The 25,228-nt window shown below is 70.7% G+C and carries 27 protein-coding genes; 13 read left to right on the top strand and 14 right to left on the bottom strand.

Annotated features, from left to right (window positions below):
* Positions 1 to 63: 63 nt before the first annotated feature.
* Complete coding sequence (locus HS104_36865; GenBank protein ID MBE7485529.1) at positions 64 to 855, top strand: methyltransferase domain-containing protein; 792 nt, start codon at positions 64 to 66, stop codon at positions 853 to 855.
* Positions 856 to 907: 52 nt separating this feature from the next.
* On the opposite strand, the gene HS104_36860 is transcribed toward HS104_36865, so the two are convergent.
* From HS104_36860 to HS104_36850, 3 genes are read right to left on the bottom strand one after another with little or no spacing between them, the layout of a single operon-like run.
* Complete coding sequence (locus tag HS104_36860; protein ID MBE7485528.1) at positions 908 to 2,368, bottom strand: amidase; 1,461 nt, start codon at positions 2,366 to 2,368, stop codon at positions 908 to 910.
* Between the two features lie 13 nt (positions 2,369 to 2,381).
* Complete coding sequence (locus HS104_36855) at positions 2,382 to 2,915, bottom strand: CoA pyrophosphatase (GenBank protein ID MBE7485527.1); 534 nt, start codon at positions 2,913 to 2,915, stop codon at positions 2,382 to 2,384.
* 8 nt (positions 2,916 to 2,923) lie between these two features.
* A complete protein-coding gene (locus HS104_36850) occupies positions 2,924 to 4,333 on the bottom strand; it encodes an MATE family efflux transporter (protein MBE7485526.1) in 1,410 nt (469 codons plus the stop codon).
* A gap of 78 nt (positions 4,334 to 4,411) precedes the next feature.
* Between HS104_36850 and HS104_36845 the strand changes: the two genes are divergently transcribed.
* A complete protein-coding gene (locus HS104_36845; GenBank protein MBE7485525.1) occupies positions 4,412 to 5,008 on the top strand; it encodes an alpha/beta hydrolase in 597 nt (198 codons plus the stop codon).
* Here HS104_36845 and HS104_36840 read toward each other — a convergent pair.
* Complete coding sequence (locus HS104_36840) at positions 4,989 to 6,254, bottom strand: NAD(P)-binding protein (GenBank protein MBE7485524.1); 1,266 nt, start codon at positions 6,252 to 6,254, stop codon at positions 4,989 to 4,991. The genes HS104_36845 and HS104_36840 overlap by 20 nt on opposite strands.
* Before the next feature lie 5 nt (positions 6,255 to 6,259).
* Here HS104_36840 and HS104_36835 point away from each other — a divergent pair, with 5 nt between their 5' ends.
* The 6 genes from HS104_36835 (at position 6,260) to HS104_36810 (ending at position 10,379) form a co-directional block, all read left to right on the top strand.
* Positions 6,260 to 7,075: a crotonase/enoyl-CoA hydratase family protein gene (locus tag HS104_36835; GenBank protein ID MBE7485523.1), complete on the top strand. Its 816-nt coding sequence runs from the start codon at positions 6,260 to 6,262 to the stop codon at positions 7,073 to 7,075.
* Positions 7,076 to 7,217: 142 nt separating this feature from the next.
* Positions 7,218 to 7,778 carry a sigma-70 family RNA polymerase sigma factor gene (locus HS104_36830; GenBank protein ID MBE7485522.1) on the top strand — a complete coding sequence of 187 codons (561 nt, stop codon included), beginning with the start codon at positions 7,218 to 7,220 and terminating at the stop codon, positions 7,776 to 7,778.
* On the top strand, positions 7,775 to 8,248 hold the full coding sequence (locus HS104_36825) for a hypothetical protein (protein MBE7485521.1): 474 nt from the start codon (positions 7,775 to 7,777) through the stop codon (positions 8,246 to 8,248). Before HS104_36830 ends, HS104_36825 begins: the two co-directional genes overlap by 4 nt.
* Positions 8,248 to 8,718, top strand: coding sequence for a periplasmic heavy metal sensor (locus tag HS104_36820; protein ID MBE7485520.1), 471 nt, complete (start codon positions 8,248 to 8,250; stop codon positions 8,716 to 8,718). The genes HS104_36825 and HS104_36820 overlap by 1 nt, the downstream gene beginning before the upstream one ends.
* A gap of 81 nt (positions 8,719 to 8,799) precedes the next feature.
* Complete coding sequence (locus HS104_36815) at positions 8,800 to 9,783, top strand: polyprenyl synthetase family protein (GenBank protein MBE7485519.1); 984 nt, start codon at positions 8,800 to 8,802, stop codon at positions 9,781 to 9,783.
* Complete coding sequence (locus tag HS104_36810) at positions 9,780 to 10,379, top strand: MarR family transcriptional regulator (GenBank protein MBE7485518.1); 600 nt, start codon at positions 9,780 to 9,782, stop codon at positions 10,377 to 10,379. Before HS104_36815 ends, HS104_36810 begins: the two co-directional genes overlap by 4 nt.
* On the opposite strand, the gene HS104_36805 is transcribed toward HS104_36810, so the two are convergent.
* Positions 10,366 to 12,033: an MFS transporter gene (locus HS104_36805; protein ID MBE7485517.1), complete on the bottom strand. Its 1,668-nt coding sequence runs from the start codon at positions 12,031 to 12,033 to the stop codon at positions 10,366 to 10,368. The two genes, HS104_36810 and HS104_36805, sit on opposite strands and share 14 nt — an antisense overlap.
* A 41-nt stretch (positions 12,034 to 12,074) precedes the next feature.
* Positions 12,075 to 13,331, bottom strand: coding sequence for a class I SAM-dependent RNA methyltransferase (locus tag HS104_36800; protein ID MBE7485516.1), 1,257 nt, complete (start codon positions 13,329 to 13,331; stop codon positions 12,075 to 12,077).
* Between the two features lie 94 nt (positions 13,332 to 13,425).
* Here HS104_36800 and HS104_36795 point away from each other — a divergent pair, with 94 nt between their 5' ends.
* Positions 13,426 to 14,379 carry a sigma-70 family RNA polymerase sigma factor gene (locus HS104_36795; GenBank protein ID MBE7485515.1) on the top strand — a complete coding sequence of 318 codons (954 nt, stop codon included), beginning with the start codon at positions 13,426 to 13,428 and terminating at the stop codon, positions 14,377 to 14,379.
* A 263-nt stretch (positions 14,380 to 14,642) separates the two neighbouring features.
* Here HS104_36795 and HS104_36790 read toward each other — a convergent pair whose 3' ends face one another.
* Positions 14,643 to 15,122 carry a VOC family protein gene (locus HS104_36790; GenBank protein MBE7485514.1) on the bottom strand — a complete coding sequence of 160 codons (480 nt, stop codon included), beginning with the start codon at positions 15,120 to 15,122 and terminating at the stop codon, positions 14,643 to 14,645.
* Between the two features lie 144 nt (positions 15,123 to 15,266).
* Here HS104_36790 and HS104_36785 point away from each other — a divergent pair, with 144 nt between their 5' ends.
* Positions 15,267 to 15,632: an FHA domain-containing protein gene (locus HS104_36785; protein ID MBE7485513.1), complete on the top strand. Its 366-nt coding sequence runs from the start codon at positions 15,267 to 15,269 to the stop codon at positions 15,630 to 15,632.
* A gap of 5 nt (positions 15,633 to 15,637) precedes the next feature.
* Here the strand turns inward: HS104_36785 and HS104_36780 are convergent, their stop codons facing one another.
* From HS104_36780 to HS104_36760, 5 genes are read right to left on the bottom strand one after another with little or no spacing between them, the layout of a single operon-like run.
* Complete coding sequence (locus HS104_36780) at positions 15,638 to 16,453, bottom strand: enoyl-CoA hydratase/isomerase family protein (GenBank protein MBE7485512.1); 816 nt, start codon at positions 16,451 to 16,453, stop codon at positions 15,638 to 15,640.
* Between the two features lie 3 nt (positions 16,454 to 16,456).
* Complete coding sequence (locus HS104_36775) at positions 16,457 to 18,904, bottom strand: hypothetical protein (GenBank protein MBE7485511.1); 2,448 nt, start codon at positions 18,902 to 18,904, stop codon at positions 16,457 to 16,459.
* 14 nt (positions 18,905 to 18,918) lie between these two features.
* Positions 18,919 to 19,323 carry a hypothetical protein gene (locus HS104_36770; protein ID MBE7485510.1) on the bottom strand — a complete coding sequence of 135 codons (405 nt, stop codon included), beginning with the start codon at positions 19,321 to 19,323 and terminating at the stop codon, positions 18,919 to 18,921.
* Positions 19,323 to 19,682: a VOC family protein gene (locus HS104_36765; GenBank protein MBE7485509.1), complete on the bottom strand. Its 360-nt coding sequence runs from the start codon at positions 19,680 to 19,682 to the stop codon at positions 19,323 to 19,325. Before HS104_36765 ends, HS104_36770 begins: the two co-directional genes overlap by 1 nt.
* Positions 19,683 to 19,685: 3 nt before the next feature.
* The gene (locus HS104_36760) at positions 19,686 to 21,233 is read right to left on the bottom strand and encodes a benzoate-CoA ligase family protein (protein MBE7485508.1); all 1,548 of its coding nucleotides are present in this window, start codon (positions 21,231 to 21,233) and stop codon (positions 19,686 to 19,688) included.
* A 77-nt stretch (positions 21,234 to 21,310) separates the two neighbouring features.
* On the opposite strand from HS104_36760, the gene HS104_36755 reads away from it, so the two are divergent.
* Together HS104_36755 and HS104_36750 are read left to right on the top strand one after the other, a co-directional pair.
* On the top strand, positions 21,311 to 22,102 hold the full coding sequence (locus HS104_36755; GenBank protein MBE7485507.1) for an alpha/beta fold hydrolase: 792 nt from the start codon (positions 21,311 to 21,313) through the stop codon (positions 22,100 to 22,102).
* Complete coding sequence (locus HS104_36750; protein ID MBE7485506.1) at positions 22,099 to 22,833, top strand: creatininase family protein; 735 nt, start codon at positions 22,099 to 22,101, stop codon at positions 22,831 to 22,833. The genes HS104_36755 and HS104_36750 overlap by 4 nt, the downstream gene beginning before the upstream one ends.
* On the opposite strand, the gene HS104_36745 is transcribed toward HS104_36750, so the two are convergent.
* Complete coding sequence (locus HS104_36745) at positions 22,830 to 23,306, bottom strand: hypothetical protein (GenBank protein MBE7485505.1); 477 nt, start codon at positions 23,304 to 23,306, stop codon at positions 22,830 to 22,832. The two genes, HS104_36750 and HS104_36745, sit on opposite strands and share 4 nt — an antisense overlap.
* Before the next feature lie 46 nt (positions 23,307 to 23,352).
* Between HS104_36745 and HS104_36740 the strand changes: the two genes are divergently transcribed.
* On the top strand, positions 23,353 to 24,738 hold the full coding sequence (locus HS104_36740) for an aldehyde dehydrogenase family protein (protein ID MBE7485504.1): 1,386 nt from the start codon (positions 23,353 to 23,355) through the stop codon (positions 24,736 to 24,738).
* A 1-nt stretch (position 24,739) separates the two neighbouring features.
* Here the strand turns inward: HS104_36740 and HS104_36735 are convergent, their stop codons facing one another.
* Complete coding sequence (locus tag HS104_36735; protein ID MBE7485503.1) at positions 24,740 to 25,207, bottom strand: YbhB/YbcL family Raf kinase inhibitor-like protein; 468 nt, start codon at positions 25,205 to 25,207, stop codon at positions 24,740 to 24,742.
* Between the last annotated feature and the right edge of the window lie 21 nt (positions 25,208 to 25,228).

Genomic DNA, 25,228 nt, shown 5'->3' with positions numbered 1-25,228 from the left:
CGCCATAAAATCCCCTGGCGCCGGTCGTCGCTTGTCGCCGATGATGAAACGACCAATCAGCGAATGTCCAAACGCCTCTTGACCCTGCCCGGGGTGAATTGGGCTCTCCGCCAGCTCTCCTCGTTCGTCGATCTGCAGTGGGCCATCATGGTCCGGCAGCTCGCGGAGGTCGCTCCGCGCGCGCGGGGGCGGCTCTTGGACGTGGGCTGCGGACAGAAGCCGTACCAGAAGATCTTCAGCCCGTTCGTGAACGAATACATCGGCCTCGAGCACGAGGCGACCTTTGCCGAGACCAGCTCGGCGTCCCACGAGTCGCGACCCGACGTCTACTACGACGGGGTGACGATCCCGTTCGACGACGCGAGCTTCGACACGCTACTGAACATCCAGGTGCTCGAGCACACGCCCAAGCCGCAGGCACTGGTCCACGAGATGGCGCGCGTCCTGCGCCCAGACGGGATCCTGATCGTGAGCGCGCCGTTTTCGTTCCGGCTCCACGAGGAGCCACACGACTACTTCCGCTTCACCCCCCACGGCCTCCGCGACATGCTGGACCAGGCCGGGCTGGAGATCTCCGAGATCACGGCCCAAGGCAGCCTGTGGAGCGTGCTCGGGCACAAGCTCAACTCGTTTCTGGCGTTCCGGGTGGCGCGGCTGCAAGGGGTCGGGCAGGCTCTGGGCAAGCTCGGCCACGAGCGCCAGACGACGGACTCGATGCGGTTCTGGGCGGTGCCGTGGGTGGTGCCGGCCATGGCGCTGGTGAGCGGCTCGTCCCGAGCTCTGGACTACGTATTGCCGGACGAGAGCGAGGCACTGAGCTTCCTGGTGATCGCGAGGCACAAGAAGAACCGGTGAGGGCGAGCCGCGCGAGTGGGTCGAGCGGCCTTCGCAGCCCGCTGCTGCGCTCCTATCCTCTCCTCGCCGCCGCGGCGTGGTGGGCCGGGCGCGGGTCGATGGGAGTCAAGACGCCCAGCTCTTCCTCCAGCGCCTTCGCTACCGCCAGGCACAGGTGATCGCGGCCCCGCGCGCCGACCACCTGCACGCCCACCGGGAGCCCGCGCGAGTCGAGCCCCGTCGGCACCTGCGTCGCGGGCAGCTCGAGCACGTTGAAGATGGCGGTGAACCCCGGATCCAGGGGCCGGAGCAGGGGCGCGCCGTGCCGCGGCGCAGAGCGCGAATACGGCGGGTGCAGGATCACGCCGCGGTCGCCCAGCGTGTCCTCGATCTCACGGCCCAGGCTCCTACCGAGCTCGAGCAGGCGTTGGTTCTGCTTGCTGGGGAAGCGCTTCATCAACCGCTCGCCCAGGATCAACGCCAGGACTGGCCCGGTGTGGCGGGAACGGCCGAGGGGCAGCTTCATGAGCTCGCGCAGCACGGACATGTCGCGATCGCCGCTGACCAGCTCCGCGTAGCTCGGGCCCTCTTCGGCCGACATCATCGCGCCCCAGACCCAGATGGCCTCGCGCAACAGGTCGGGTCGCAGCCGCTCGATGCGCGCGCCGCGTCGTTCGAGCAGGTGCGCAGAGCGATCGAGGGCCGCGCCGAGCGCGGGCTCCACCTTCACGCCGCCTTCGTGCAGCGGGAAGACGCTGACACCCGTGAGGTCCACCGCCGCCGGATCGCCGAGCTCCCAGGCCTGCGTGAAGCCCGCCGCGTCCGGTCCAGCGACGAGCTTCCACACCGCGATCAGGTCGTCCACCCGACGTGCGATGGGGCCGCAGGCGAGATAGCCGCGGAGGGCTCCCTCGAGCGGCGGCCAGTGCCCAGTGCTCGGCACCATGCGCCCGGTGGGCTTGTGACCCGCGACGCCGCAGAACGCCGCGGGCAGGCGAATCGAGCCGCCGATGTCGGAGCCCATGCCGAACGCGGAGCCTCCGGCGGCGACGATGGCGCCCTCTCCTCCGCTGCTGCCTCCTGGCGTGCGCCGGAGGTCCCACGGGTTGTTGCTCCGGCCGTAGACGCGGTTGTGGCTCTCGAGCCAGAGGCCACCCTCCGGGACGTTGGTCACCCCGAGCACGATGGCGCCGGCGTCGCGCACGCGCCGCACCACCACGGCGTCCTCCGTGGCGATGGCGTCCTTGCGCAGCCAGAGCCCGCCGGTCTGGGGCAGCCCCTCGACGGCGTAGAAGTCCTTTATGGTGCAGGGCACGCCAAAGAGCGGCGGTAGCTCCGCGGCCGGCGTGCGCATCAAGCGCGCCTCGGCCGCGCGGCTCTCGTCCAGGGCTTTGTCGAAGCGCTCCGCGACGACCGCGTTCAGGGCGGGATTCACCTGCTCGACGCGACGGATGTGCGCCTCTGCGACCTCGACCGGCCCGAGCTCCTTCGTGCGGATGCGACCGGCGAGCTCGGTGGCGGACATGCGGACGATGGGGTCCATCGGGTCAGGGAGGGTAGCGCGTACCCCAGGGGCGATCCTTTTCGATCTGCAGCTCTGGCAAGGACACGCCGATCTCGCGGGCCAAGCGCGCGAAGAGCTCGAACAGGATCACGGCGCTGGCGCCGAAGAGCACGCGCTCGCCGAAGCGGAAGTGCGGGAGCAGGAACGGATCACCGCGAAAGTGGGTGAAGAACCCGAAGATCGGCCGCTCGCCGCTGAAGAACGGCTCGATGGGCACGTCGATGAGCTCGACCAGCTCCGGCGACGCCAAGCGCGGTGAGGCGCGGGGGGCGATCACCCCGACGAAGGGTGTGATCAGGTACTTTCCGGTGACGACCGGGATGGGCGTCAGGGAGCCCAGGAGCTCCACATTCTCGGCCGATACGGCCAGCTCCTCCTCGAGCTCGCGACATGCGGCCTCCGCCAGCGGCTCGCCGGGATGGGGCTTGCCACCGGGAAAGCCCAGCTCGCCGGCGTGCTCCGAGAGCGTCGCCGCGCGCACCACCACGACCACGCTGGGGCTCTCGCCGAGCCGCACCGGGACCACTACGGATGCAGCCGCGAAGTCTCCGGACCAAGGCTCGGGTGCGGGGAACACTCCGGGCCCGGCCAAGGCGCGGGCAAGGAGCTCTCTCGAGAGCGGGGCTCGCATCGTTCGGCGCGCCGGCCAAGCGGCGCGATCACGACAATGAAGCGCAGGGCGAGCAGGAGCGCAACGCTGCCGAGGCCCACGCTGAGCCCGAGCCACAATCCGGTGGTTCCGAGCCCGCCTCGCGTCGCCAGGACGAAGCCGACCGGCAGGCCCAGGCCGTAGTGCCCGAGCAAGCTGGCGAGGAGCGCGAAGCGCGTGTCACCCGCGCCACGGACCGCGCCGGCGAGCACGGCCTGCGCCGAGTCCGCGACCAGCGCCAGCGCAGCGACGCCCATCAGCGGCAGCGCGAGCGAGATGGCATGAGGGTCGGAGGTCACCCAGGACGCGAGCAGGCGCGGGATGGTCAGGAAAGGCAGCGCCGCGACCGCGCCGAATCCCACAGCGATCGCCAGCGCGGCCACACCAGCACGCCGCGCGGACGCCACATCCCCTCGGCCCAGCGCTTGCCCGACCCGCGCCGCCGCAGCGCCGCCGAAACCCACCGGCAACATGAACAGCGTGCCGACCCAGGTGATCGCCACCTGATGAGCGCCGAGCGCGGCGGGCTCGAGCAGCGCGACTTGCAGGTTCACACCGGCGAACACCGCGTACTCGAGGACCAGCGCGAGCCCCACCGGCACTCCGACGCGCAGCATCGGCACGATCAGCTCGAGGCGTCCGACCAGGCGGAGCAGACCGCGCGGGCGCACGCACCCGAGGAGCACCACGGCCTGGACCCAAGCGCCGAGGCTCTCCGCCCAGCCGATCCCGAGCGGGCCGTGTGCTTCCGCCAACCCGGGCGCGCTAGCGAGCACGCACAGGTTCGCGGCCACGGCCGCGGTCAGCACATGGCCGGTTCGGCCCTCCGCGGCGAGGCTGCTGCGCAAGACCACGAAGCCCAGGAACGGGGCGAGGCCTGGCAGGCGTCCCCAGACGTAGGCGTGTACGGAACCCAAGGTCTCCGGCGCGAGATCGATCCCGTGCAGACCGGCGACGACTCGGGTCGCCAGCACGCCCAGCGGAAGGCAGAGCAGCAGCGCGAGGACGAGTCCTTGTGCGAGCGCCCGCCGCGCGTGCTCGGTGTCGCCGCGCCCGACGGCCTGCGTCACGATCGGATCGATGCCGAGCAGCACGCCCACTCCGAGCACGGCAACGGTGAAGTAGACGGCGGAGCCCAACCCGACGGCGCCCAGCGTTCCCTCCCCGAGGCGTCCCGCCACGGCGACCGCGATGGTGCCGACCAGCGTCTGGACCAGGCTCGCCAGAGCCAGCGGCGTGCCCGCGCGGAGCAGCAGCTGGAGCTCGGATTTCGATGGACCTGACACCTCGCCCGCGCCTCGTCGTCGGCTTCTTCAGGGGCAAACGCTCGACGCGCCCGCACCATTCTGCGAGCCTCCCCGGCGATGCGCCCGCTCTTCGTGCTGGCCCACGGCGCCGGCGCGCCGTCGTCGTCGGAGTGGATGCGCGGCTGGCGCACGCGGCTCGAGACCCTCGGGGAGGTCGCGAGCTTCGATTTTCCCTACATGGCTCGGGGTCTCAAGCGGCCGGATCGCCTGCCGGTGCTGATCGCAGCGCATCGCGAGGCGATTCAAGGCGCGCTCGCGGGACGCGAGCTCCCCCTGGTGCTGGCCGGCAAGAGCATGGGGTCGCGAGTCGGCTGCCACGTCGCGGCGGGCGGCGACGTCGCCGTCTCGGCGCTGGTCTGCTTCGGCTATCCGCTCGTCGGCCAGAACGGCAAGATCCGCGACGAGGTCCTGCTCGCGCTCCGGACGCCCGTGTTGTTCGTGCAGGGAACCCGCGACAAGCTCTGCCCGCTCGAGCGCCTCGAGGAGACCCGAGCCAAGATGACGGCGCGCTCGGAGCTCCACGTCGTGGAGGGCGGCGATCACTCGCTCCTGGTGACGAAGACCCTGCTCAGGCAGCAGGGACGCACGCAGGCCGACGAGGACGCGGCCATCCTCCAGGCCATCGAGCGCTTCCTCAGTCGAGCAGGCGGCTGAGCCGCGCCGACCACTCGGGCAGCGCCCGAGGGTCCTCGGGGTAGCGCCGGTAGAGCGCGGCCGCGGCCGCCCCCTTGGCCAGCGCCGGCGCCAGTCGGAGCGCCAGCCGCCGCTCCGTGACCACACCCCGGAGCGCGCTCGCCAGGACGCCCGGGCTCGGTCGGGGCAGGCGCTGTTCGAGCCCGGCGCGCGCGCCCTGCTCGCTGAGCAGCCCGCTCTGCATCATTCGGTCCAGATCGCGCTCCGACAGCCGCTGCGAGAAGCGCCGGAACGCTTCGAAGGTGGCGAAGAGCCCGCCGAGCTCGCGGTGCCACGCCACCGCGTATTGGTGCAGGTCGCGCCCCTCGCCGAGCACGTCCGCGAGCAGCCGCGCCGCGACCATGCCTGCGCCGATGCCAGAGCCGTGAGCGGAGAACACTTGACCGGCGGCGTCGCCGAGCAGCGCGACGTTACCCCGCGCGAGCACGTCGAGGGGACGGACGAGCGGAATGGCGCGAGCGCCGCCGAACAGCGGCGCGCCGATCCAAGGCTGCTCCGCGACGAAGCGGTCGAGGAGCTCGCGGCCGGATGGTTGACCTGCGCCCGGGATGCTGCCGGTGAGCACGCCCACGCGATCGCCGGAGAGGCGCACGTTGATCACCGAGAAGCCGCCGGCCACCGCCGTGAAGCAGGCGGTGTTGCCCGCGCCGACCTCGTGTCTGTCGAAGAACGCGCGCGCCGCCGCCAGATCCGTCACGGCGCGGACCTCCTGCGCTGCGGAGCACAGGTCGAGCTTGCCGACGCGCGGCTGCTCGAGCAGTCGGGCACCGGCGAGCCCCGAGGCGTCCACGAACCAGCGGGCGCTCACCCGGCCAGCGCTGGTGTCGAGCGCGCGACCATCGAAGCCGGTGACGCGCACGCCCTCCAAGATCGTGGCGCCGTGCTCCCGCGCGTCGTTCTGGAGCCGCTCGACCAGGTGACGCATGTCCACCTCGAGCACGTCGTGGCCACGGATGGCCAGGCGGCGCGGGCCGAAGCCGGCGAGCAGGTGCAGCTCGTGACCGCTGCCGAAAAGCTCCTCGCCGCGCGGCCGCGCGACGCCGGCGGCGTCGAACGCCCAGCCGGGCACGCCGTTCACCCAGCGAGCGCCTGCCTCCTTGGCGGCGCGTCGCTCGAGGCACAGCACGCGCAGGCCGCGCTTCGCCGCCATGGAAGCCAAGGCGGCTCCCGCCGTACCAGCACCGACGATGGCCAGATCCGCTCGCATGGGGTATGCGGCAGTCTGCCATGCCCGAGACGCTGCGCATCGAAGGAAACGAACACGTGGTGAGCGTCGTGCTGCAGAAGCCGACCATGCCTCCGCTCTTCTTCGACGAGCTAGGCGCCGCGTTCGACGAAATCTCCGCCCGCGCCGACGTGCGCGCGGTGATCGTGCGCTCGGACTGCAAGCACTTCACCTACGGGCTCGACCTGCCCGCGGCCTTTGCGGAGCTGGGCCCGAGCCTGCAAGGCGGCACGGCCGCGGTGCGTCTGGAGCTGAACCGTACGATCTTGCGTCTCCAGGCGCAGATCACCAAGGTGGCGAGCTGTCCGGTCCCCGTGATCGCAGCCGTCCACGGCTGGTGCATCGGCGGCGGCGTCGATCTGATCACCGCTTGCGACATGCGTCTCTGCACGAGCGACGCCCGCTTCTCGGTTCGCGAGACCAAGATCGCCATCGTCGCGGACATCGGCACGCTCCAGCGCCTGCCGCTGGTCGTGGGCAAGGGACAGGCCCGCGAGCTCGCCTTCACCGGCAAGGACATCGACGCCGAACGCGCGGAGCGCATTGGTCTGGTCAACCAGGTGTTCGCGGATCCGGCCGCCCTGCGGAGCGGCGCGGAGGCCCTGGCCCACGAGATCGCCGCGAACGCTCCGCTCACCGTGCGCGGAGTGAAACGGGTGATGGACTTCGGCGAGGGTCGCAGCGTCGCCGAGGGGCTCGAGTTCGTGGCCGCGTGGAACTCGGCCTTCCTGGCCTCCGAGGATCTGGGCGAGGCCCTGGCCGCCTTCCTGGAGAAGCGCCCGCCGTCCTTCCAGGGTCGCTGATTTCCAAAGAGTTGCCGGGGCTTGCCTCGAGGCGACTAACGCCGGTGGGGGCCGGCGGCATCTAGCCTCCGAAGTGTCGCAAAGCATCTGCCCTGGCGTTTTCGTGACCGAGACAGCCCGCTCCGATGAAAAGCTCCCGGGCGTGTCGCTCGAGCACGAGCTCATCGCGCGCGCGCTGGACGGCGACGGCCGGGCGTTCGCCAGTCTGGTCGAGCCTCACCTACCGGTGGTCTACCGCATCGCCGCCCGCGCCTGCGGCGACCGCGCGCTGGCGGAGGACGCGGTGCAGGACGCGCTGACCTTGGCCTTCGAGCGCCTCTCGACCTACCAACCGGGCACCTCGTTCCGCGCGTTCCTCGCGGCCTATGCCGTGCGTCGCGCGCAGACGCTGCTCCGCGGCGAGCGCCGCCGGCACGCTCGCGAGGAGGGCTCGGAAGCGCCGCAGGGCATGCCCGGTCCCGCGGAGCTGGTGCGCGCGAGCCAGGCCGCCGTGCGCGTCCGCGAAGCGCTCGCCAAGTTGCCGGAGAAGCGCCGCGCGGTGGCCATGCTCCGACTCGACGCGGAGCTCTCGTACAAGGAGATCGCGGAGGCCGTGGGCACCACCGAAGGCTCGGCTCGGGTGCTGGTACACATGGCGCTGAAGGAGCTACGCGAGCAGCTTCTGGACCTCGTCACGGAAGAGGAGACCTCGAGAGAGCCATGACCCACCAGGACCACGAACGGGACGAGCGCGAGCTCAAGGCGCTGTTCGACGCCACCGCCGACGAGCCGAGCGGGGCTCAGCTCACGAAGCTCCGCGCGCGCGCCGCCGACGTCCCGGCACGCGGGCGGCGGCCGCGCTGGCTCGCCTGGGCTCCGGTCTTCGCCGTGGCGGCGGGCGCCCTCGCGGTGTTCGTGCTGCGCGGCAGGGTGGAAGAGGCCCCGGTCGCCGGCAGCGCCACGACGCGGGCACCGGCTCCCACGCTCGTGGCGAGCGCACTGGCCACGGCGCCGGCCGCTCCCATCGCCGAGAGCCCGTCCGAGCCCACGGACGACGACGGGACGGTGGCGGACTTCGGCTACTCCGACGAGGGTTTCGGGATCGACGAGCTGTCCGGGCCCCTCGAAGACGCCGACGAGGCAGAGCTGGACGGCTGGCTTGTGGCGACGGGCTCGTTCCTGGAGGACGGCTGATGACTCGGGTGTTGATTCAGTCTCTGCTAGCGCTCTCGCTGATCTTGGCGGCGCTGCCCGCGAGCGCGCAGGGCAAAGGCGGAGAGGACAAGCGCGCCAAGGTCGAGCAGCGGCTGAAGCAGCTGCGCACCAGGATCCTGCGCCAGGAAGTCGGCCTCGACGAGAAGAAGGCCGAAGAGGTGCAGAAGATCCTGCTGAAGTACGAGCCCGAGCGACGCAAGCTGCAACGCCAACACCAGGAGCACCGGCGCGAGCTGCGAGCTCTGCTCCAGAGCGACAGCAACGACGACGCCGCGTACAAGAAGAGCATCGACGGCTTCCGCTCGACGCAGAAGAAGCTGAACGCCCTGCGCGACAAGGAGATGGACGAGGTAGCCAAGTCGATCACCCCGAAGCAGCAGGCGAAGCTCTACGCGGCCCTCGAGCGACTGCGCAAGAAGGTCGCGCGGCGCGGGCGCGACGGCGACTGACGGGGAAAATCCGGCCCAATCGGCCGCGGTCTGCGCGTCTTGCAGTTCAAGCGGTCTTGAACTACATGCCCTCCAATGAGCATGAGCGCCGTCGAAACGGCACAGGCCGCCGCTCGCGACCGGGTGGACTTGGGGGAGATCGAGCGGGCGCTCGAGCGGGAGCTCGACGGACCGTCCACGGGCCTCTTGAAGGCCGCGGAGCGGCACCTCTGCATCACCCACGGCGCGAAGCGCGCGCGGCCGCAGCTCACGCTGCTGCTCGGCCAGGTCGCCGGTGCGCCGCAGGACGCCCTCGTGGACGCCGCCGTCGCGGTGGAGCTGATCCACTCCGCCAGCCTGCTCCACGACGACGTGGTCGACGAGGGCGAGCTCAGGCGCGGAGTCCCCACGGTCAACGCGCGCCACGGCAACGTGGTGGCGGTGCTGGCGGGAGATCACCTGCTGTCGCGCGCGCTGGTGCGCCTCGCGCGCTACCCGCAGGCGCTCAGCACGCGCGCCGCCGAGGTCGTGGCGGAGATGGCCCGCGCCGCCGTGCGCGAGGTGGAGGTGCGGGGCGACGCCTCGCTCTCCGCCGCCGGCTGGCGCGAGGTCGCGATGGGCAAGACGGCCGCGCTGTTCGGCCTGTGTGGCTTCGCCGCCGGCATCCTGTCGGGGGATCTGGCTCGAGCGCGCCGCTTCGAGGCGGCCTCTCGCAGCCTGGGCATGGCCTTCCAGATGCAGGACGACCTCGGCGATCTGGTCGATCAGAACCAGGACCGCTACGGCGACATCAAGGAGCGGAACCCTTCGCTCCCCGTCTTGCTCGCGTGTGAGGAGCACCCGGCGCTCGCCGGCCGCTTCGGCGAGGCGTGGAGCGCCCTGCCGGTGTCGGCAGAGACGGCGCGGCAGCTCGGCGAGGCCGTGCTCGACACCCGCGCCGTCGATCGCACGTTGGACGCCGTCTTGCGCGACGTGGCGGACGCCCGCACCGCCCTGGCTCCAGACGCAGGGCATCCGGCGGTGGACCTGATCTGGGCCTTCGCCGAGTCGCTGCTCTCGGATCCGCGACGGGTGAGGACGCCGTGAAAGGCCCACGCGCCGCGTCGAACGGCTCGGCTCCCATCTCCGAGTGGGAGGCGCTGGTCGTCGAATCCGTCGGCACGGTGATCGAGTTCTGGCGCTTCAAGCGCAATCAGGGCCGGGTCTGGGCGTTGCTCTACCTGCGCGGTCGCGAGATGACGGCCCTGGAGCTTCAGGAGGCGCTCGAGCTGTCCAAGGGCGCGGTGTCGATGGTCACCCGCGAGCTCGAGCAGTGGGGCGTCGTGTCTCGGGTGCGCTCGCGAGAGGACGCCTCCTGGCACTTCCGGGCGGAGACCGATCTGATGCGGATGGTCGGCCGCGTGATCGAGGAGCGCGAGTCGAAGCTCGTCCACGGCGTGAAGGCCGATCTGGAGCGGGCGGAGCGCCTGGCCCGCGCGTCCGGCGACGTGCCGCCGGACGTGCTCACGCGCCTGCACCGGATGAAGACGCTGGCCACGCTGATCGATCGCGCCGTGCGCGGCTTTTTGCACACGGCGCGGCTGGACGTGGGCGGCGCCGTCAGCGTGCTCTCCGGGGCCTCGCCGGCGCGGCGACAGCGCCGCGCGCCGGAGCCCGCGCGCTCCCGCGTCAGTCCTGGATGAAGTCCTGCTGCTTGTAGAAGTAGGCACGCAGGCCGAAGAGCAGGCCTGCGCCGGCCATCAGCCCGGCGAACACCCAGAAGAACTGCGCCTCCGGCAGCTTGATCTTGGCGATGATGGAGACCAGCACGTTGCCGGCAGTCACCGTCAAGAGCCAGAAGCCCATGATGGTGCTCTTCATGCGCTTGGGCGCCTGGGTGTAGGCGAACTCGAGACCGGTGACCGAGACGAGCACCTCCGCCAGCGTGATGATCAGATAGGGGACGAGCTGCCACTCGATGGGGACCTTGCCGACTCCCTCGACGTCGATGCGCTGCTGGATCATGGCCACCGCGACGAACGAGGCGGCGGCCACCAGCATGCCGGCGGTCATGCGCCGGAGCGGCGTCGCCTTGAACCCCAGCTTCTCCACCCCGGGGTAGAGCGCGTAGTTCACGAAGGGGATGAGCATCATCACCATCAGCGGGTTCAGCGCGGCCACCTGCTGCGGGTCGATGGGCTCGGAGCCGAACAGCGGCACCACGCGCTCCATCGCCTTGGCCTGGATCACCCAGGAAGACCCGTGTTGATCGAACAGCGCCCAGAAGATGCTGACCAGGAAGAACACGGTCATGATGCCGAGCACGGCCACCGGTCCTTCCACGGTCCCCACGCCGAAGTGCTTGACGGCGGGACCGAAGAACCGGCTCGCGGAGAGCTTCCTCCGGCGCTCGCGGATCTCCTCGCTGAGCGCCGCGTCAGCGGCGTCGGCCTCCACCGCGGGGGCTTCCTCGGCGCTCTTGCCAGCCCGGCCGAAGTAGCGCTTGGCGGCGAACCAGAGCACCGCCAGAAAGCCGTCGTCCGGCGCCTTCTTCTGCCGGATCTCGAACAGTACCAGGCCCACCGCGAGCGCGCCGACGCTGGACGCGATCTGTACCCAGAGCGGCTGCGCGGCCGTGAAGAAGAAGTGCCCCACGGCCATGAACAGCGCCGTGGAGCTCAGCGCATCGAGCAGACCGAGCGTGCCGCCGGGCTTGGCCGGCACGTGCACGAACTTCGCGCGGCCGAGCCAGAACACGAAGGTGGCGATGCCCATCAGGATGCCCGGGATGCCGAACGCCAGGCTGATGCCCCAGCGCTTCCAGATCCACGGAATCATCAGCGTGGCGAAGAAGCTGCCGAAGTTGATGATGAAGTAGAACGCTTGGTAGATGGTGCGCACGCGGTGCCAGTTCGAGCGGCCGAACTGGTCGCCGACGTTGGCGGAGACGCACGGCTTGATGCCGCCGGAACCGACGGCGATGAGCCCGAGCCCCAGCCACAGGCCCCAGACCGAGCCCTCGCCGACGGCGAGCACCCCGTGCCCGGCGGTGTACACCAGCGAGAGCCAGAAGATCGTGCGGTACTTGCCGATCAGCCGATCCGCCAGGATCGCGCCGATCATGGGGAAGGCGTAAACGGCTGCCACGAACAGGTGGTAGTGCTCCTTCGCGAAGTCCTTCGGCGCCGACTCGAACAGCGGATGGGTTTTGTACAGAACGTCCGCCATGTACAAAGTCAGGATCGAGCGCATCCCGTAGAAGCTGAAGCGCTCGCAGCCTTCGTTGCCGATGATGTACGGGACGCCAGGCGGCCAGCCCTTGGTGTCGTGGTCCGGGTGCGTGCGCCATTTCGACATGGGGCGCGCATCTTGCCCGAGTCGGTGGGCCCGAGTCGAGCCTAGGCGCCCCGCCTCCGCAGCCAGAGCAGGGTCTCGACGTGGTGAGTGTGCGGAAACATGTCGAACGCCGTGACGGAGTCGAGGGCGTAGGCGGCCGCGAGCATCTTCACGTCTCGGGCCAAGGTCACCGGATCGCAGGCGCAGAAGGCGATGAACCGCGGCCCGAGCGCGAGCAGCGGCTTCACGGCTTCTCGGGCGCCGGTGCGCGGCGGGTCGAGCAGCACCAGGTCGGGCTTCTGCTTCGCTCGGCGCTCGAGCTCCCGCGGGGCATCACCCGCGACGAAGGCGTCGTCGCTCATGCCCTGCGCGCGGGCCGCCCGCCGCGCAGCTCGAATGCTCGCGCCGGCGTGCTCGATCGCGACGCCCGTGAGGCCGGCGCGGAGCAGCGGCAGCGTGAAATTGCCGGCGCCCGCGTAGAGCTCGACGAAGCTCGCTATCCCGCGCTCTCGCGCACCCTCCACCAGGGCCGACACGAGCTCGAGGTTGACCGCCCAGTTGACCTGCACGAAGCCGCCGGGTGGGGCGTGGAGCTCCACCCCGCCCGGCAAGGGCCAGCGCTGATCGGCGGCGGAGCCACCGGCTTCGACCACGAGCCACTCGCGGCCGAAGGCCTCGAGGAGCTCGCGCTCCGCCGCGCTCGGCGCGCGCTCCTCCCTCGGCAGGAGCCAGACCGACACCGGAGCGCCGAGCGGCGCGACGCGGAGCTCCAGCTCGCTCCAACGCGCGAGCGCGCCCGGCGTGCGGGCGGCGAGCTCACGGAGCCTCCCGAGCGCAACGTCGATGGCCGGATCGCTGACCACGCAGCCCGGGATCTCCACGAGGTCGTGCGAGCGGCGCGCGAACAAGCCGACCTTGCCGCGCTGGACGTGCAGGCGCAGGCGGTTGCGATAACCGAGATCCGGACCAGCGGTCCGCACCGGTAGCTCTTCGGGCAAGTCGTGGAGGCCGCCGGTGCGCCGGAGCGCTTGGCGGACCAGCGACGACTTGGCGATCACCTGCGCGGGCCGCCCGAGCGGCATCCACTCGCAGCCCCCGCAGGCGTCCGCGACCGGACACGGCGGCGAGACTCGATCCGCCGAAGGCTCGAGCAACGTCCACTCCTCGGCCCGCACCCAGCTCGCGTGCTCTGTGTGACGCCCAACGCAGATGCGGTCACCCGGGAACGCGCCCGTTGCGAACCCCACGCGCCCGTCCGCGAGCCGCGCCATGCCGTCGCCGCCGGGCACCAGCTGCTCCACGCGCCACTCGTCGCCCATGAAATTCCTTGCGAGCTCCGGAGCTTACGGTGAGTCCTGGGGTGCGGGGTCACAGAAATGCTTCCGGCGCCGATGACGGCCCAGGATCATCGACATGGCCATGCCCTCGCTCACCGACCGCGGAACCCTGCTCGCGGCCCCGGAGCTCCGCTCCGGCCTGGTTCGCTTCGTCCGCGGGCGGGTGCCCGAGCCCGACGTGGAAGACGTGGTGCAAGCGACGCTGGCCGACGCGTTCGCGGCCCGGGAGGCTCCGAGCGAAGCCGAGGAGCTCCGCCGCTGGGTGTTCGGTATCGCCAAGAACAAGATCGTGGACGTGCACCGTCGCGGTGGACGCGAGCTGCCGAAGGAAGGCGTCGCGGACGAGGCCTCAGCGGAGAGCGCGCCGCTCAGCGCGCGCGAGCTGTTGCGCTGGGCGGAAGGGGAGCTGCCCGAAGCCGAGGGCGCCAAGAGCACGCTGGAGTGGATGCTGCGCGAAGGCGACGGCGAGAAGCTCGAGCACATCGCGGAGGAGGCCCAGCTCCCCGCGCCGCGCGTGCGGCAGCGGGTGTCGCGCATGCGCAAGTACTTCCGGTCGCGCTGGGCGCAGCAGCTCGCGGCTGCCGCGACGCTGCTCGTGCTCGGCGTGCTGCTCTGGGCGTGGCTCAAGAGCCGGGTGCAGCCGGCGCCCCAGGAGATCGCGCGGGAGGTCGCGCCGGACGAGCAGGCCCGCGAGCTCCGCCGCGTCGCCCTGGAGCGCTGCCAGGCCGGCGACTTCACCCCGTGCCTCGAGGGTCTCGATCGCGCGAAGGCCATCGATCCCGTCGGCGACGAGGCGTCGGCCATCCAAGAGGCGCGCGCCGCGGCCGCTCGCGGTCTCGCGCCCGCGCCCAGCCCTGATCCGGCGCCGGTCCCGGCGCCGCAGCCTTCCGCCACGACGCCGCCACTACCGAAGCCCGCACCGCCCGACGTGAAGAAGATGGCGCCGGAGAAGGGCTCGAGCCTCGAGCCCGCGCCCCAGAAGGCCGCGCCGAAGAAGGCGACGAAGGACTTCGAATTCGGTTCGAAGTGAGCAGGTTCTTCCCCGGAAACAGCGCTCGGCGCGGGCGCGCTCGTACGCCCTCGGCTTTCGCTTCTCTGGCTACCGTCGCGGCAGCGCCCCCAAGCTACCGGCGCGCACCCGAGACATCCCAGAGTTCGTCGCCCTGCACCCGAATCACCCTCAGCGGACCGCCGCCCGCGACGATGGGCTCTTGCCCGCGTCGCTCGTCGGACGTGTGTGAAGACCTCGACGGCGATCGTGCTCTGGGACCGCCGCCCTCGCCGCCGCCTCCGCTAGCGCGTCTTCTTCTTCACGGCCCTCTTCGCCGGACGCTTCTTCGCGGTCTTCCTTGCCGCCGGCTTCTTTGCGGTCTTCTTTGCCACCTTCTTCTTGACCGCCTTCTTCGTGGCGGGCCGTGCCGACGGCTCCCAGACCGCGCACGTCGCGCCGGTGGGATCCGCGAAGACCCCGAACGCGCCGTGACCAGGCACCGGCATGAAGTCGACGATGACCTTCGCGCCCAGCTTCGCTGCCTTGGCCATCGCCTGCTCGACGGACGCGACCCCCACGTACTGGAGCCAGGCGTTCGGGGCGCCCGGCATCGGGTGCTTCTGGATGCCGCCGCCCTCGTTATCTCCGGTGGTGAACATGCTGTAGACGCTGCCGTCCGGCATCTTCATGTCCTGGAAGGTCCATCCGAAGAGCCCGTTGTAGAACTTCTTCGCTGCCGTCGGATCGCTGGTGTTGAGCTCGTGATGAACGAACGTACCCATTGAATTCTCCTTGCTCGGGACCCCGGTGGGCGGGAGTCGCGAGAGTATCGTCGAACCTCGCCTTCCGGTCTCCGTCGAAGTGCGTCCACGCGACTCCTCCCGCCGCCGGCGCGCTTTCGTCGCGATGCTATCCTCGTCAGAGTCATGGCCGCGCGGGTGATCGACCTGGACACGGGGCAGATCTGGGCGCTCGCCGCGACGCCGGAGAACGACGCCGGGGAGCTGTACGGCGCTCCGACCTGGCGCTACCGCATCAACCGCACCCGGCGCGCGGACGTGTGCCTGTCCAGGCCGGGCGTCAGCAAGCACCACGGCGGCATCGACTTCAAGGACGGCCGCTGGTGGGTGAACGACGGCGGCAGCATCAACACCGTGACCGTCAACGGCGAGCGCATGGACCCCCTCCGCGATCGTGCGCTCGAGGACGGCGACCTGCTCGGCTTCGGTGACGCGCGGCTCCGCTTCGAGACCGACGGCCTGCCGCCTGCGCCGCCGGTATCGCGCGGGTGAGGCGCTCAGCGCCGGCGGAGCTCCGCCGGCAGCTCGGCGTTCTTCGGCATCTTCCAGTCGGGTTTGCGCTTCTCCAGGAACGAGAGCACGCCCTCGGCGGCGTCGGGCTGCTTGCCGATCCAGTCGAAGCAGAGGTCTTCGTAGTCCTTGCCCGCGGCCGGATCGGTCTCGCCGAGCTGGTGCCAGAGCAGCCGCTTGGTGACCGCCACCGAGACCGGCGCCGTGTTCTCGGCGATGTCCCGCGCGATGCCGAGCGCGACTTCCATCAGCTGCTCGTGGGGCACGACCCGGCTCACGATGCCGAAGCCGAGCGCCTCGTCCGCGCTCAGGATGCGGCCGGTCAGGAGCAGCTCCGCGGCCCGCGCGGCGCCGACCAGTCGCGGCAAGATCCAGGTGCTCCCGGCCTCCGGACAGATCCCCCGGCGCACGAACACGAAGCCGATCTTCGCGCGCTCGGAGGCGATGCGGATGTCCCATTGGAGCGGCAGCGTGGCGCCGATGCCGACGGCCGGGCCGTTGATGGCCGCGATCACCGGGGTCCTGAGCACCCAGGGCCGCGTCTTCTCCTCGAGCTCGCGCGCCGCCTGCCAGGCACGCTCGCGCGCGAAGGTCGCGCCGCCGGACTCCAGATCGGCGCCAGCGCAGAACGCGCGCCCCTCGCCGGTGACGACGATGGCGCGCACGGCGTCGTCCTGATCCAGGCGATGCAGCGCGCTGAACAGCTCGATGCCCATCTCCACCGTGTAGGCGTTGAGCCGGTCAGGACGGTTCAGGGTGAGGGTCGCGACGCGGTCTTCGACTGAGGTGCGCAGGATCGACATGGCTCACTCCATCCGGGATGCGTAGATGCGGCTCGCGCCGGTGCGCTCGTCGGACCACACGACGAGCAGCGCGGCGCCGGCGCGGGCCACGCGGGGTTGAGTCAGACTGATGGGAGCTGCCGCGGTGTCGTCCAGTCGCACGGGCGGGCTGGCCTCGCCGGTCGTCGAGAGCGCGCTCCGGAAGATCGCGCTCTTGTCCGGCGAGAGATCCTGGAACACCAGATCGGCGCCCGAGGCGCCGATCGCGACGGCGGGACGATAGCGCGGCATGGCGGTTCCCCCCGAGCTCCTGCTGAGCTCCGACGCGACGCCGCCGGGCACGTCCTTCTTGGCGCCGAAGCTCTGGCCGCCGTCGGTGCTCCAGGCGAACGACACGTCCGAGTGCCCGCGCCGGCCGCGCAGATCCGACCAGGTGACGAGCACGCGAGCACCATCGGCCGCGATCTCCGGCTCGCCGTTCAGTCGCTCGGTCTCGGGGGCAGCGCCCGGCGGATCGATGCGCTTCGACGGCGTGAAGCTCGTCCCGTCGAAGCGCGCGACGTACACGTCCCAGGCGCGCTCGCGATAGTCGAGCCAGGCGAGGTGACCTCCGGTCTGGCTGATGGATGCCTGGACCTGCGAGCCCTCCACGCGAGGCTCGGCGTCGCTGCTCGGATCCACGGGGACGGCGGCCTCGAACGCGCCCTGCCCCGCCGCGCGGCGCGCCAGGCGGAGCTTCGCCACACCGCTCTCGAAGTCGCTCCACACCACCACCAGATCGCCGGACCCGACGAAGCCGCAGTCGGGCCACCACTTTGCGCCGGCGCCCGGCGCGACGGCGACGGGCTTTTCGAAGTCGGCGCCCGCGCTCGCCGCGAGGGCGGCGCGGACTTGCTCCTTGCCCGCTGCGCCTTCTTGCCACACCACGCCGACCCGCGTGCCATCGCTGCAGATCCGAGGGCGTCGCTGGGGCTCGGTGCCGCCGGCCTCGAGCTCGAAGGGCTCGCCGAAGCTCTGCCCGCCGTCGCCGCTGCGCGCCGCGAACACACGCGGCGTGCCGCTCCGCGAGTCCTGCCAGACCACCACCGCCGCACCCTTGCCGTCCGCGCCGACGTCGGCCGCGCGCTGCTGGCCGGCCTCGAAGGGCGCGACGGCGCGGCTCTCCGAGAGGCTCGGGTCACGCTCGACCTTCACGGGCTTCGCCACGAGCTCGAGATCCGCCGCGATCAGGCTGTCCACGTAGCCGTTCTCGTTCGGCGCGCCCGAGCCGGGCAGGAGAGCGACGCCGGTGGCGCGGAGCTTCTCGCGTCGCTCGGCGAGTGAGCGCTCCGGGGCGGCGAGCCCTGGATCCGGCTCCACCCACGGCCCCACTCGGAGGAACCCCGGCAGCGGATCTTGTCCGACGTAGGCGCCGAGCCCGGCCTTCGGACGCGCGCGCTCGGTGATGTGCGCCTGACCGTCGAACAGGAGATCGAAGAAGTTCCCGGTGAAGACCGGGTTCAGGCTGTGGCGGAAGCCAGCGTGCTTCTGGGTGTGCAGCCAGCCGCTCGACAGGAACACGTCCGGCAGCCAGTCGCCGGGCTCCTGCTCCACCGTCCAGCCGCTGAAGGCCTCGGGTTGGACCACCAGATCCGCCTCGAGGTCTTCGAGGCGCTGCATGAACGGCGGGTAGAAGGCGTCGCGGCTGGTGGCGACGCCGATGCGCCCGAAGGGCGTCTCCAGCACCGGCATCTCGGCGAAGGCGCCGTTCACCAGCTCGAGGTCCGCCTCCTCGGAGTCCACCAGGAACACCTTGTCCACGCGGCCGGCGACCTCGCCGTTCGGGTCGAACAGGTAGGCCGAGTTGTAGGCGTTCGGCACCGAGGGCACGAAGGCCACGCTCGGATCGGCTGCCTCCGGATCGCCGAGCGCCTTCACCAGCGCCGGATCGGTCGTGCTCTTCGCCGGAGCCACGTCGGCGTTGGCCATGACCCAGACGCCGTGGTCCCTGGCGATGCCCCCGAACGTCTCGGAGAACGCGCGCCAGGTGACGTCGGTGAGGGCCAGGAGCAAATGACGGCGCAGCGTGAGGGTCGGGTGCTCGGTCTTGTAGTGGACGTACTGGTCGGAGTACGCGTCCAGCACCGTGACGAAGGCCTCGAGGCTGGTCTGCTTCGCGCGCGCCGCCTTCGCGCGGGAACCGAGCACGAACGCCCCCAGGGCGGCGTTCTCCGGGAAGACGATCAGGTTGGGACGCTTGTCGGAGAGACAGGGCTCGATGGCGTCGAGGTGCCGCCGGTACGAGGCCTCGAACGAGGCGTAGCTCTCGGCGTCGGCGAGCGTCTGTCTGTGGCCGACGACGAAGCTGCGCACCTCGCCGCGATCGCTGAAGCCGAAGTCGTCACACGCCGTCTTCTGGCGCGGTGCTTCCGCGTCGCTGCCGCAGCCGATGAGCGAGAGCGAGATCGCGAATAGGGGCGCCCGACCCTGCATCGAGCCATGCTAGCTCACGCCGGCACGCCGAACAGCTCCTTCACCGAGCGGCGGTTCAGCACCAGGATCGTGAAGATCCCCAACGCGGTGCCGAGGGGGACGTTCAGGCAGGTCAGGCAGGCGACGACGAAACAGAACCAGTAGCGCCGGTAGCTCCGCAGCGAGAGCCCGGCGAAGACCAACACGAAGGCCCAGGACCAGCCGAGCAGGATGGCGAACGCCCCCACGCCCACGAAGACCCAGCCGGGGTTGAAGGGCGGCGGCGGGCCCGCGCCGCCCGAGAGGAAGCTGGGATCGGAGACCATCTTCAGCCCGATCAACAGGTGCACGATCGGAATCGAGCCGGCGAGGGCCGCGAGACCCGCCATCACGAAGTGGAGGACCCCCAGGATGCCGAGCTCGTTCTGGTCCTTGTCCATCACGGCAGCGGATAGTGGCTGACGGCCACGCGATTCCCCTCCGGATCCCTGAAATACGAGCTGTGCTCGCTGCGGCTCTCGACGGCGAGCCGGGCCTCGAGCTCCGCGCGTTCGGCCGGCGTCACGGCGAAGGCCAGGAGGAAGGGCCCGGCACCGATGCCCTCGACCGCTCTCGGCTCGGCCTCGGTGCGCTCGATCATGAGCACGGTCCCGCCGGCCCGGAGCCAGATCGAGCGCAGCGCGCCGCCTTCGGCGGAGTGTCGGGCGACCTCCACGAGCCCGAGCGCGTCGCGGTAGAAGCGCGCGACGCGCTCCACGTCTCGCGCGCCGAGGGCGACGTGGTGAATGGCCCGCGACATGGCTCAGGCGCCGCGCCGGAGGCGCCCGCGGTCGATCTTGCCCAGGTGCGTGCGGGGCATCGCGTCCACGAACACGACCTCGCGGGGGGCCTTGTAGGGCTCGAGCTTGTCGCGCACCCAGGCGGCGAGCTCCTCCCCCAATCCTTCCTTCGGCGAGTGGACGCTGACGAAGGCGTGGGGCTTCACCAGCCCGTTTTCGTCGGGGACCCCGACGACCGCGACCTCCTTCACCGAAGGGTGAGTGAGCAGGCAGTTCTCCACTTCGCCGGGGGCGAGCCACTTTCCGCCCACCTTCAACATGTCGTCGCCGCGCCCGCAGTAGACGAAGTTGCCCTGCGCGTCTCGGCGGACCATGTCGCCGGACACGTACCACTCGCCCTGGAACGCGGACTCGGTCTTCTCCATGTTCTGCCAATAGGCGATGGCGCGCGAGCCGCCGCGCACCCAGAGCCAGCCGACCTCGCCGTCCGGCAGGTCTCGCCCCTCGTCGTCGCGCACGCGGACGTCGAAGCCTGGCACCGCCTTGCCCAGCGTGCCGGGCGCCACGTCGCCCAGGCGATTGGTCAAGAAAACGTGCCACATCTCCGCGGTCCCGAGGCCGTCGAGGAGCTCGACCCCGAAGCTGTCTTTCCAGCGCTGGTAGAGCTCGACCGGCAGCGCCTCGCCCGCCGAGGTCGCGAAGCGCAGGCACGAGAGATCCTGCTCGCGCGCCGCCGGGTGGCTCACCATGTGGTTCACCATGGTGGGCACGTTGATCAGGATCGTGGGGCGGTGCCGGCGGATCTGCTCGAACAGCACGTCGGCGGTGCAGCGCTCGGGGAACAGGATGCTGGTCCCACCCACGGAGAACGGGAAGAGCAGGTTCGAGCCGGTGGCGTAGCCGAAGTAGAGCTTCGGCACGCTGAGCGTGACGTCGCCGTCGGAGTAGCCGAGCACTTGCTTGGCGTAGAGCTCCGTGGTGTTGGCGAAGGAGGCGTGAGTCTGGACCACGGCCTTGGGACGCCCGGTGGTGCCGCCGGAGAACAGCCAGATGGCCGCGTCGTCACGGTGGGTCGGGTAGCTCTCGTGCACGTCGCTCGCGCGGGCCATCAGCTCCTCGAACGAGCGCGCCTTGGCGGAGCCGGACGCGGCGCCGCCCACGATCAACAGATGACGCAGGTCGCGCGCTCCCGCGGCCGCCCGCACGAAGGCCTCGGCGTGATCGGCGTGGACGACCGCCACCTTCGCCCGCGTGTACGCGTAGAAGTAGGCGATTTCGTCCTCCTTGAGCAGCGAGTTGACCATCACCACGGCCGAGCCGTTGGCGAGGGTGCCGAACAGAGAGATGGGGAACTCGGGGATGTCCGGCAGGCCGATCAGCACGCGCTGCTCGGGATCGACCCCGAGCTCGGCGAGCACGTTGGCGAAGCGGTTCGCCGACGCCTTCACCTCGGCGTAGCTCAAGCGGCGCTCGCCGGCGATGAGCGCGATCTTTTCGCCCCTGCCCTCCCGCAAGCGTTCGGTGAGGAAGCGGTCCGCGATGTTGAGTCTCTCCGGCAGCGGGACGGACATGGGAGCCACGAAACGACCGGCGCAACCGGAGGTCAAGTGCGTGGACCTGCCCGCGACTTCTCCTTATGCTCCGCGCCATGTCCGACCGCTTTCCCGTTCAGCCCGGCGCGGAGCCCTGGTCGTCCCCGGGCTCCGGCTCACGCTCCGGCATCGGCGTCGTCCTCTGCCACGGCTTCACCGGCAACCCGACGGCGACGCGACCGCTCGGCGAAGCGCTGGCAGCCCGCGGCTTCGCGGTGGAGGTGATCCGCCTGCCGGGGCACGGCACCCACTGGCGGGACATGCTCGCGACCCGCTACGGCGACTGGCGCTGGGAGATGGACCGAGCGCTGAGCGACCTGGCAGGTCGCGGCAAGCGAGTGGTTCTGGTCGGCCTGAGCATGGGCGGGACCATCGCGCTCGACGTCGCCTGCGCGCGGCCCGAGCTGGTGGCGGGCGTCGTGCCGATCAACTGCACGCTCTTGAATCGCGCGGGCTTCCTGGCCAAGGCCGCGCCGGTGCTGGAGCACGTGTTGCCGGTGGTGCCGGCGGCCGCCGCGGGCCTGGTCAAGAACGACATCGCCAAAGGTGGCGACGAGCACGCCTACGAGATGGTGCCGGCGAAGGCGGGCAACTCGTTCCTGAAGCAGCTGCCGCGCATCCGCCTGGGCCTCGAGACGCTGAAGGTGCCGGTGCTGGTCGCCTACTCACCCCAGGACCACAGCGTGCCGGCGGAGAACTCCCGCGCGCTCTTGAAGATGCTCGAGGGGCGCGACGTGACCGAGCTGGTGCTCCCCCGCTCGTATCACCTGGCGACGCTCGATCACGACTTCGACCTCCTGGTGGACGAGATCGCCGGGTTCGCCGAGCGCGTCGGGACGCTCTCGTGAGGCTCGCCGACTTCACCTGGGAGGAGATCCGGGATCTGGCGGAGCAGGACCCCTGGGTCATCCTGCCGGTTGGCGCCACGGAGGCCCACGGGCCCCACCTCCCGCTCTCGACCGACGTGATCATCGCCGAAGCGATGGCCCGCGAGGCGGTGATGCAGCTCGACGCGCGCGGCGTGCGCGCGCTGATTGCGCCGCCTCTGGCCTACACCTCCGCAGGCTACGCGGCGGGTTTCGCCGGGACCATCTCGGTGCGCCCTGAGACCGTCACGGCGCTGATCGTGGACGTCGGGCAGGCCCTCGCGCGCCACGGGCTCCGCCGCTTGGCCATCGCGAACGCACACCTCGAGCCCGGCCACCTCGGCTCGCTGCACGCCGCGGTCGGTGCGCTCGAGGGAGTCGCAAACGTGGTCTTCCCCGACGTGACGCGCAAGCCCTGGGCGTTGCGCCTCACCGACGAGTTCAAGAGCGGCGCCTGCCACGCCGGGCAATACGAGGGCTCCATCGTGATGGCGGAGCGCCCCGAGCTCGTGCGCGAGGCGATCCGAGCCCTGCTCCCCGACAACCCCGCGAGCCTGTCCCGCGCGATCCGCGAGGGGAAGACGAGCTTCGAGGAGGCCGGCGGCCCGCGCGCGTATTTCGGCTCGCCCGGCGGCGCGAGCGCGGAAGAGGGTCGCGCCACCGTCCAGGTCCTGGGTCAGATCTTGGTGGAGGCGGTGCTCGCTCGGGTCTAAAGCTGGGCAGAACCAGCCCTGGAGAGCGCGAAGAAGAACTGCTCGCCCTTGCCACGCCCGGCGGAGATGCCACCCATGCCCAGGCACACGTCGTCCGAGAGCGGCTTGACCTCGTCGTACAGGAACTGGTTGACGAAGCCGGGCAGCGCGCGGTCGTCGTAGAGCATGCGGATGGTCTGCGCGTCGCGCCAGCGCGACTGCCCGATGCTGGGGCTGAAGTGCGCCAGACCGAGCGGAACGTCGAACCAGAACCAGCGACGCCGGTCGAAATCGAGGGTCCACGGCAGGCGCGCGAACACCAGCTCCTCCAGCGTCCGGAGCACCGGGTGCCGCGCCGCGGGAGTGTCGAGCCACATCAAATGGTGACCGTGGAAGACCCCCGTGGGCACGCTCAACGGGCCCGAGCGCGCGTAGAGCTCCTCGAGGTCGGCCCGGGTCGCTCGCGTCAGCTGGTGCAGTGAGGGTGTCGGCACGCACGGCAGGATAGCCCAGCTCGCGATTTCGCCGAAGCGGCATGGTATGGACGGCGCCATGCGCATCGTGAACCCGGCGACCAATCAGACGTTGAAGGAGCTGGACGAAGACACACCCGGATCCATCGCCGACAAGGTCGGCCGGGTGCGCCGGGCTCAGCGAGCTTGGGCCGCCTCGAGCTTCGCCGAGCGCGCGGAACGGATCCGGCGCTTCCGCGACATCGTGGCCGAACGCCGCGAGGCGCTGGCGCAGGTGCTCACCAGCGAGGTCGGCAAGCCGATCAGCCAGTCTCGGAACGAGCTCATCGCCTTGGGCGGGCGCGTCGACTTCTTTCTGGAGCACGCCGCCCGTGAGATCGAGGACGAAGTCGTGCTGGGCGCCGACGCCGGCGGGACGGAAGAGCGCATCCGCCACGAGCCGCTGGGCGTCGTCGCCAACGTGAGCGCCTGGAACTACCCGTTCTTCGTCGGCGCGAACGTGTTCTTGCCGGCGCTGCTCACGGGTAACGGCGTCGTCTACAAGCCCAGCGAGTACGCCACGCTCACCGGGCTCGGGATCGAACGGGCGCTGCACGACGCCGGCATCCCCCAGGACGTGTTCGTCAGCGTGTTGGGCGGCGGCAGCGTGGGAGCCGCGCTCGTCGAGCAGAAGCTGGACGGCGTCTTCTTCACGGGCTCCCACGCGACCGGCACCCGCATCGCGCAGGCGCTGGCCCATCGCATGATCCGCGTGCAGCTCGAGCTCGGCGGCAAGGACCCGGCCTACGTCTGTGACGACGTGGACCCCGCTCAGGCCGCCCTCGCCACCGCCGACGGCGCCTTCTACAACACCGGGCAGAGCTGCTGCGCCGTCGAGCGCATCTACGTGCACGAGCGCATCTGGGATCCGTTCATCCGCGCGCTGACCGACGCCGTGCAAGGCTTCGTGCTGGGCGACCCGACGGACGACAAGACGTACATCGGTCCGCTCGCGCGGCGCGAGCTCGCCCTCGCCACCCTCGAGGACCAGGTCGCGGACGCGCTGCACCGCGGCGCCAAGCTGCTCACCGGGGGCCGTCGCGCCGAGCGCGCCGGCTTCTTCTTCGAGCCGACGGTGCTGGTGGACGTGACCCACGAGATGAAGCTGATGCGGGACGAGAGCTTCGGCCCCCTGATCGGCGTAATGAAGGTCGCCTCCGACGCGGAGGCGCAGCGACTGATGGCCGACACCGAATACGGGCTCACCGCAGCGGTGTACTCCCAGAACCGCGCCCGCGCTGAGGCTATCCTCGCCGAGCTGGACGTGGGCACGGCGTATTGGAACTGCTGCGATCGGGTGAGCCCGCGCTTGCCGTGGTCGGGGCGCGGGCACTCCGGCATCGGCTGCACGCTCTCGACCTATGGCATCGAGGCGTTCCTGAAGCCGAAGGCGTACCACCTGCGGGCAGGCTGACCTACCTCTTCTTCTTCTGGTAGGTGCCGAGGAGCTCCGCGCTGCCGAGCACGTGGCCCTTCATCGCGGCCTCGAGCTCGGCCTTCTTCAGGGCTCCGCGATCGCCGAGCACGGTGTCGAGGGCGTAGAGCTTGTGGAAGTAGCGGTGGCGCCCGATCGGCGGGCAAGGTCCGCCGTAGCCGGTCTTGCCCCAGTCGTTCTGCCCGTCGCGAGCGCCGGCCGGAGCTTGCTTCGTCGCCTCGGGGAGGGACGCAGTCTCCGGCGACAGATCGTAGACGACCCAGTGCACCCAGACGCGCTTCGGAGCGGCAGGGTCGGGCGCGTCCGGATCGTCGACGATCAGCGCGAAGCTCTTGGTGCCGGCGGGGGCGCCGCTCCACGAGAGAGGCGGAGAGACGTCGTCGCCTTCGCAGGTGTACTTGGAAGGGATCTCGCCCTGGTGCGTGAACGCGGACGATTCGATGCGCATGTTGCCCTCCTTCGGCGCCGA

This window comes from Polyangiaceae bacterium (assembly GCA_015075635.1).
Lineage (GTDB): Bacteria > Myxococcota_A > Polyangia > Polyangiales > Polyangiaceae > JADJKB01.
This window is presented reverse-complemented; position numbering and strand designations above follow the sequence as displayed.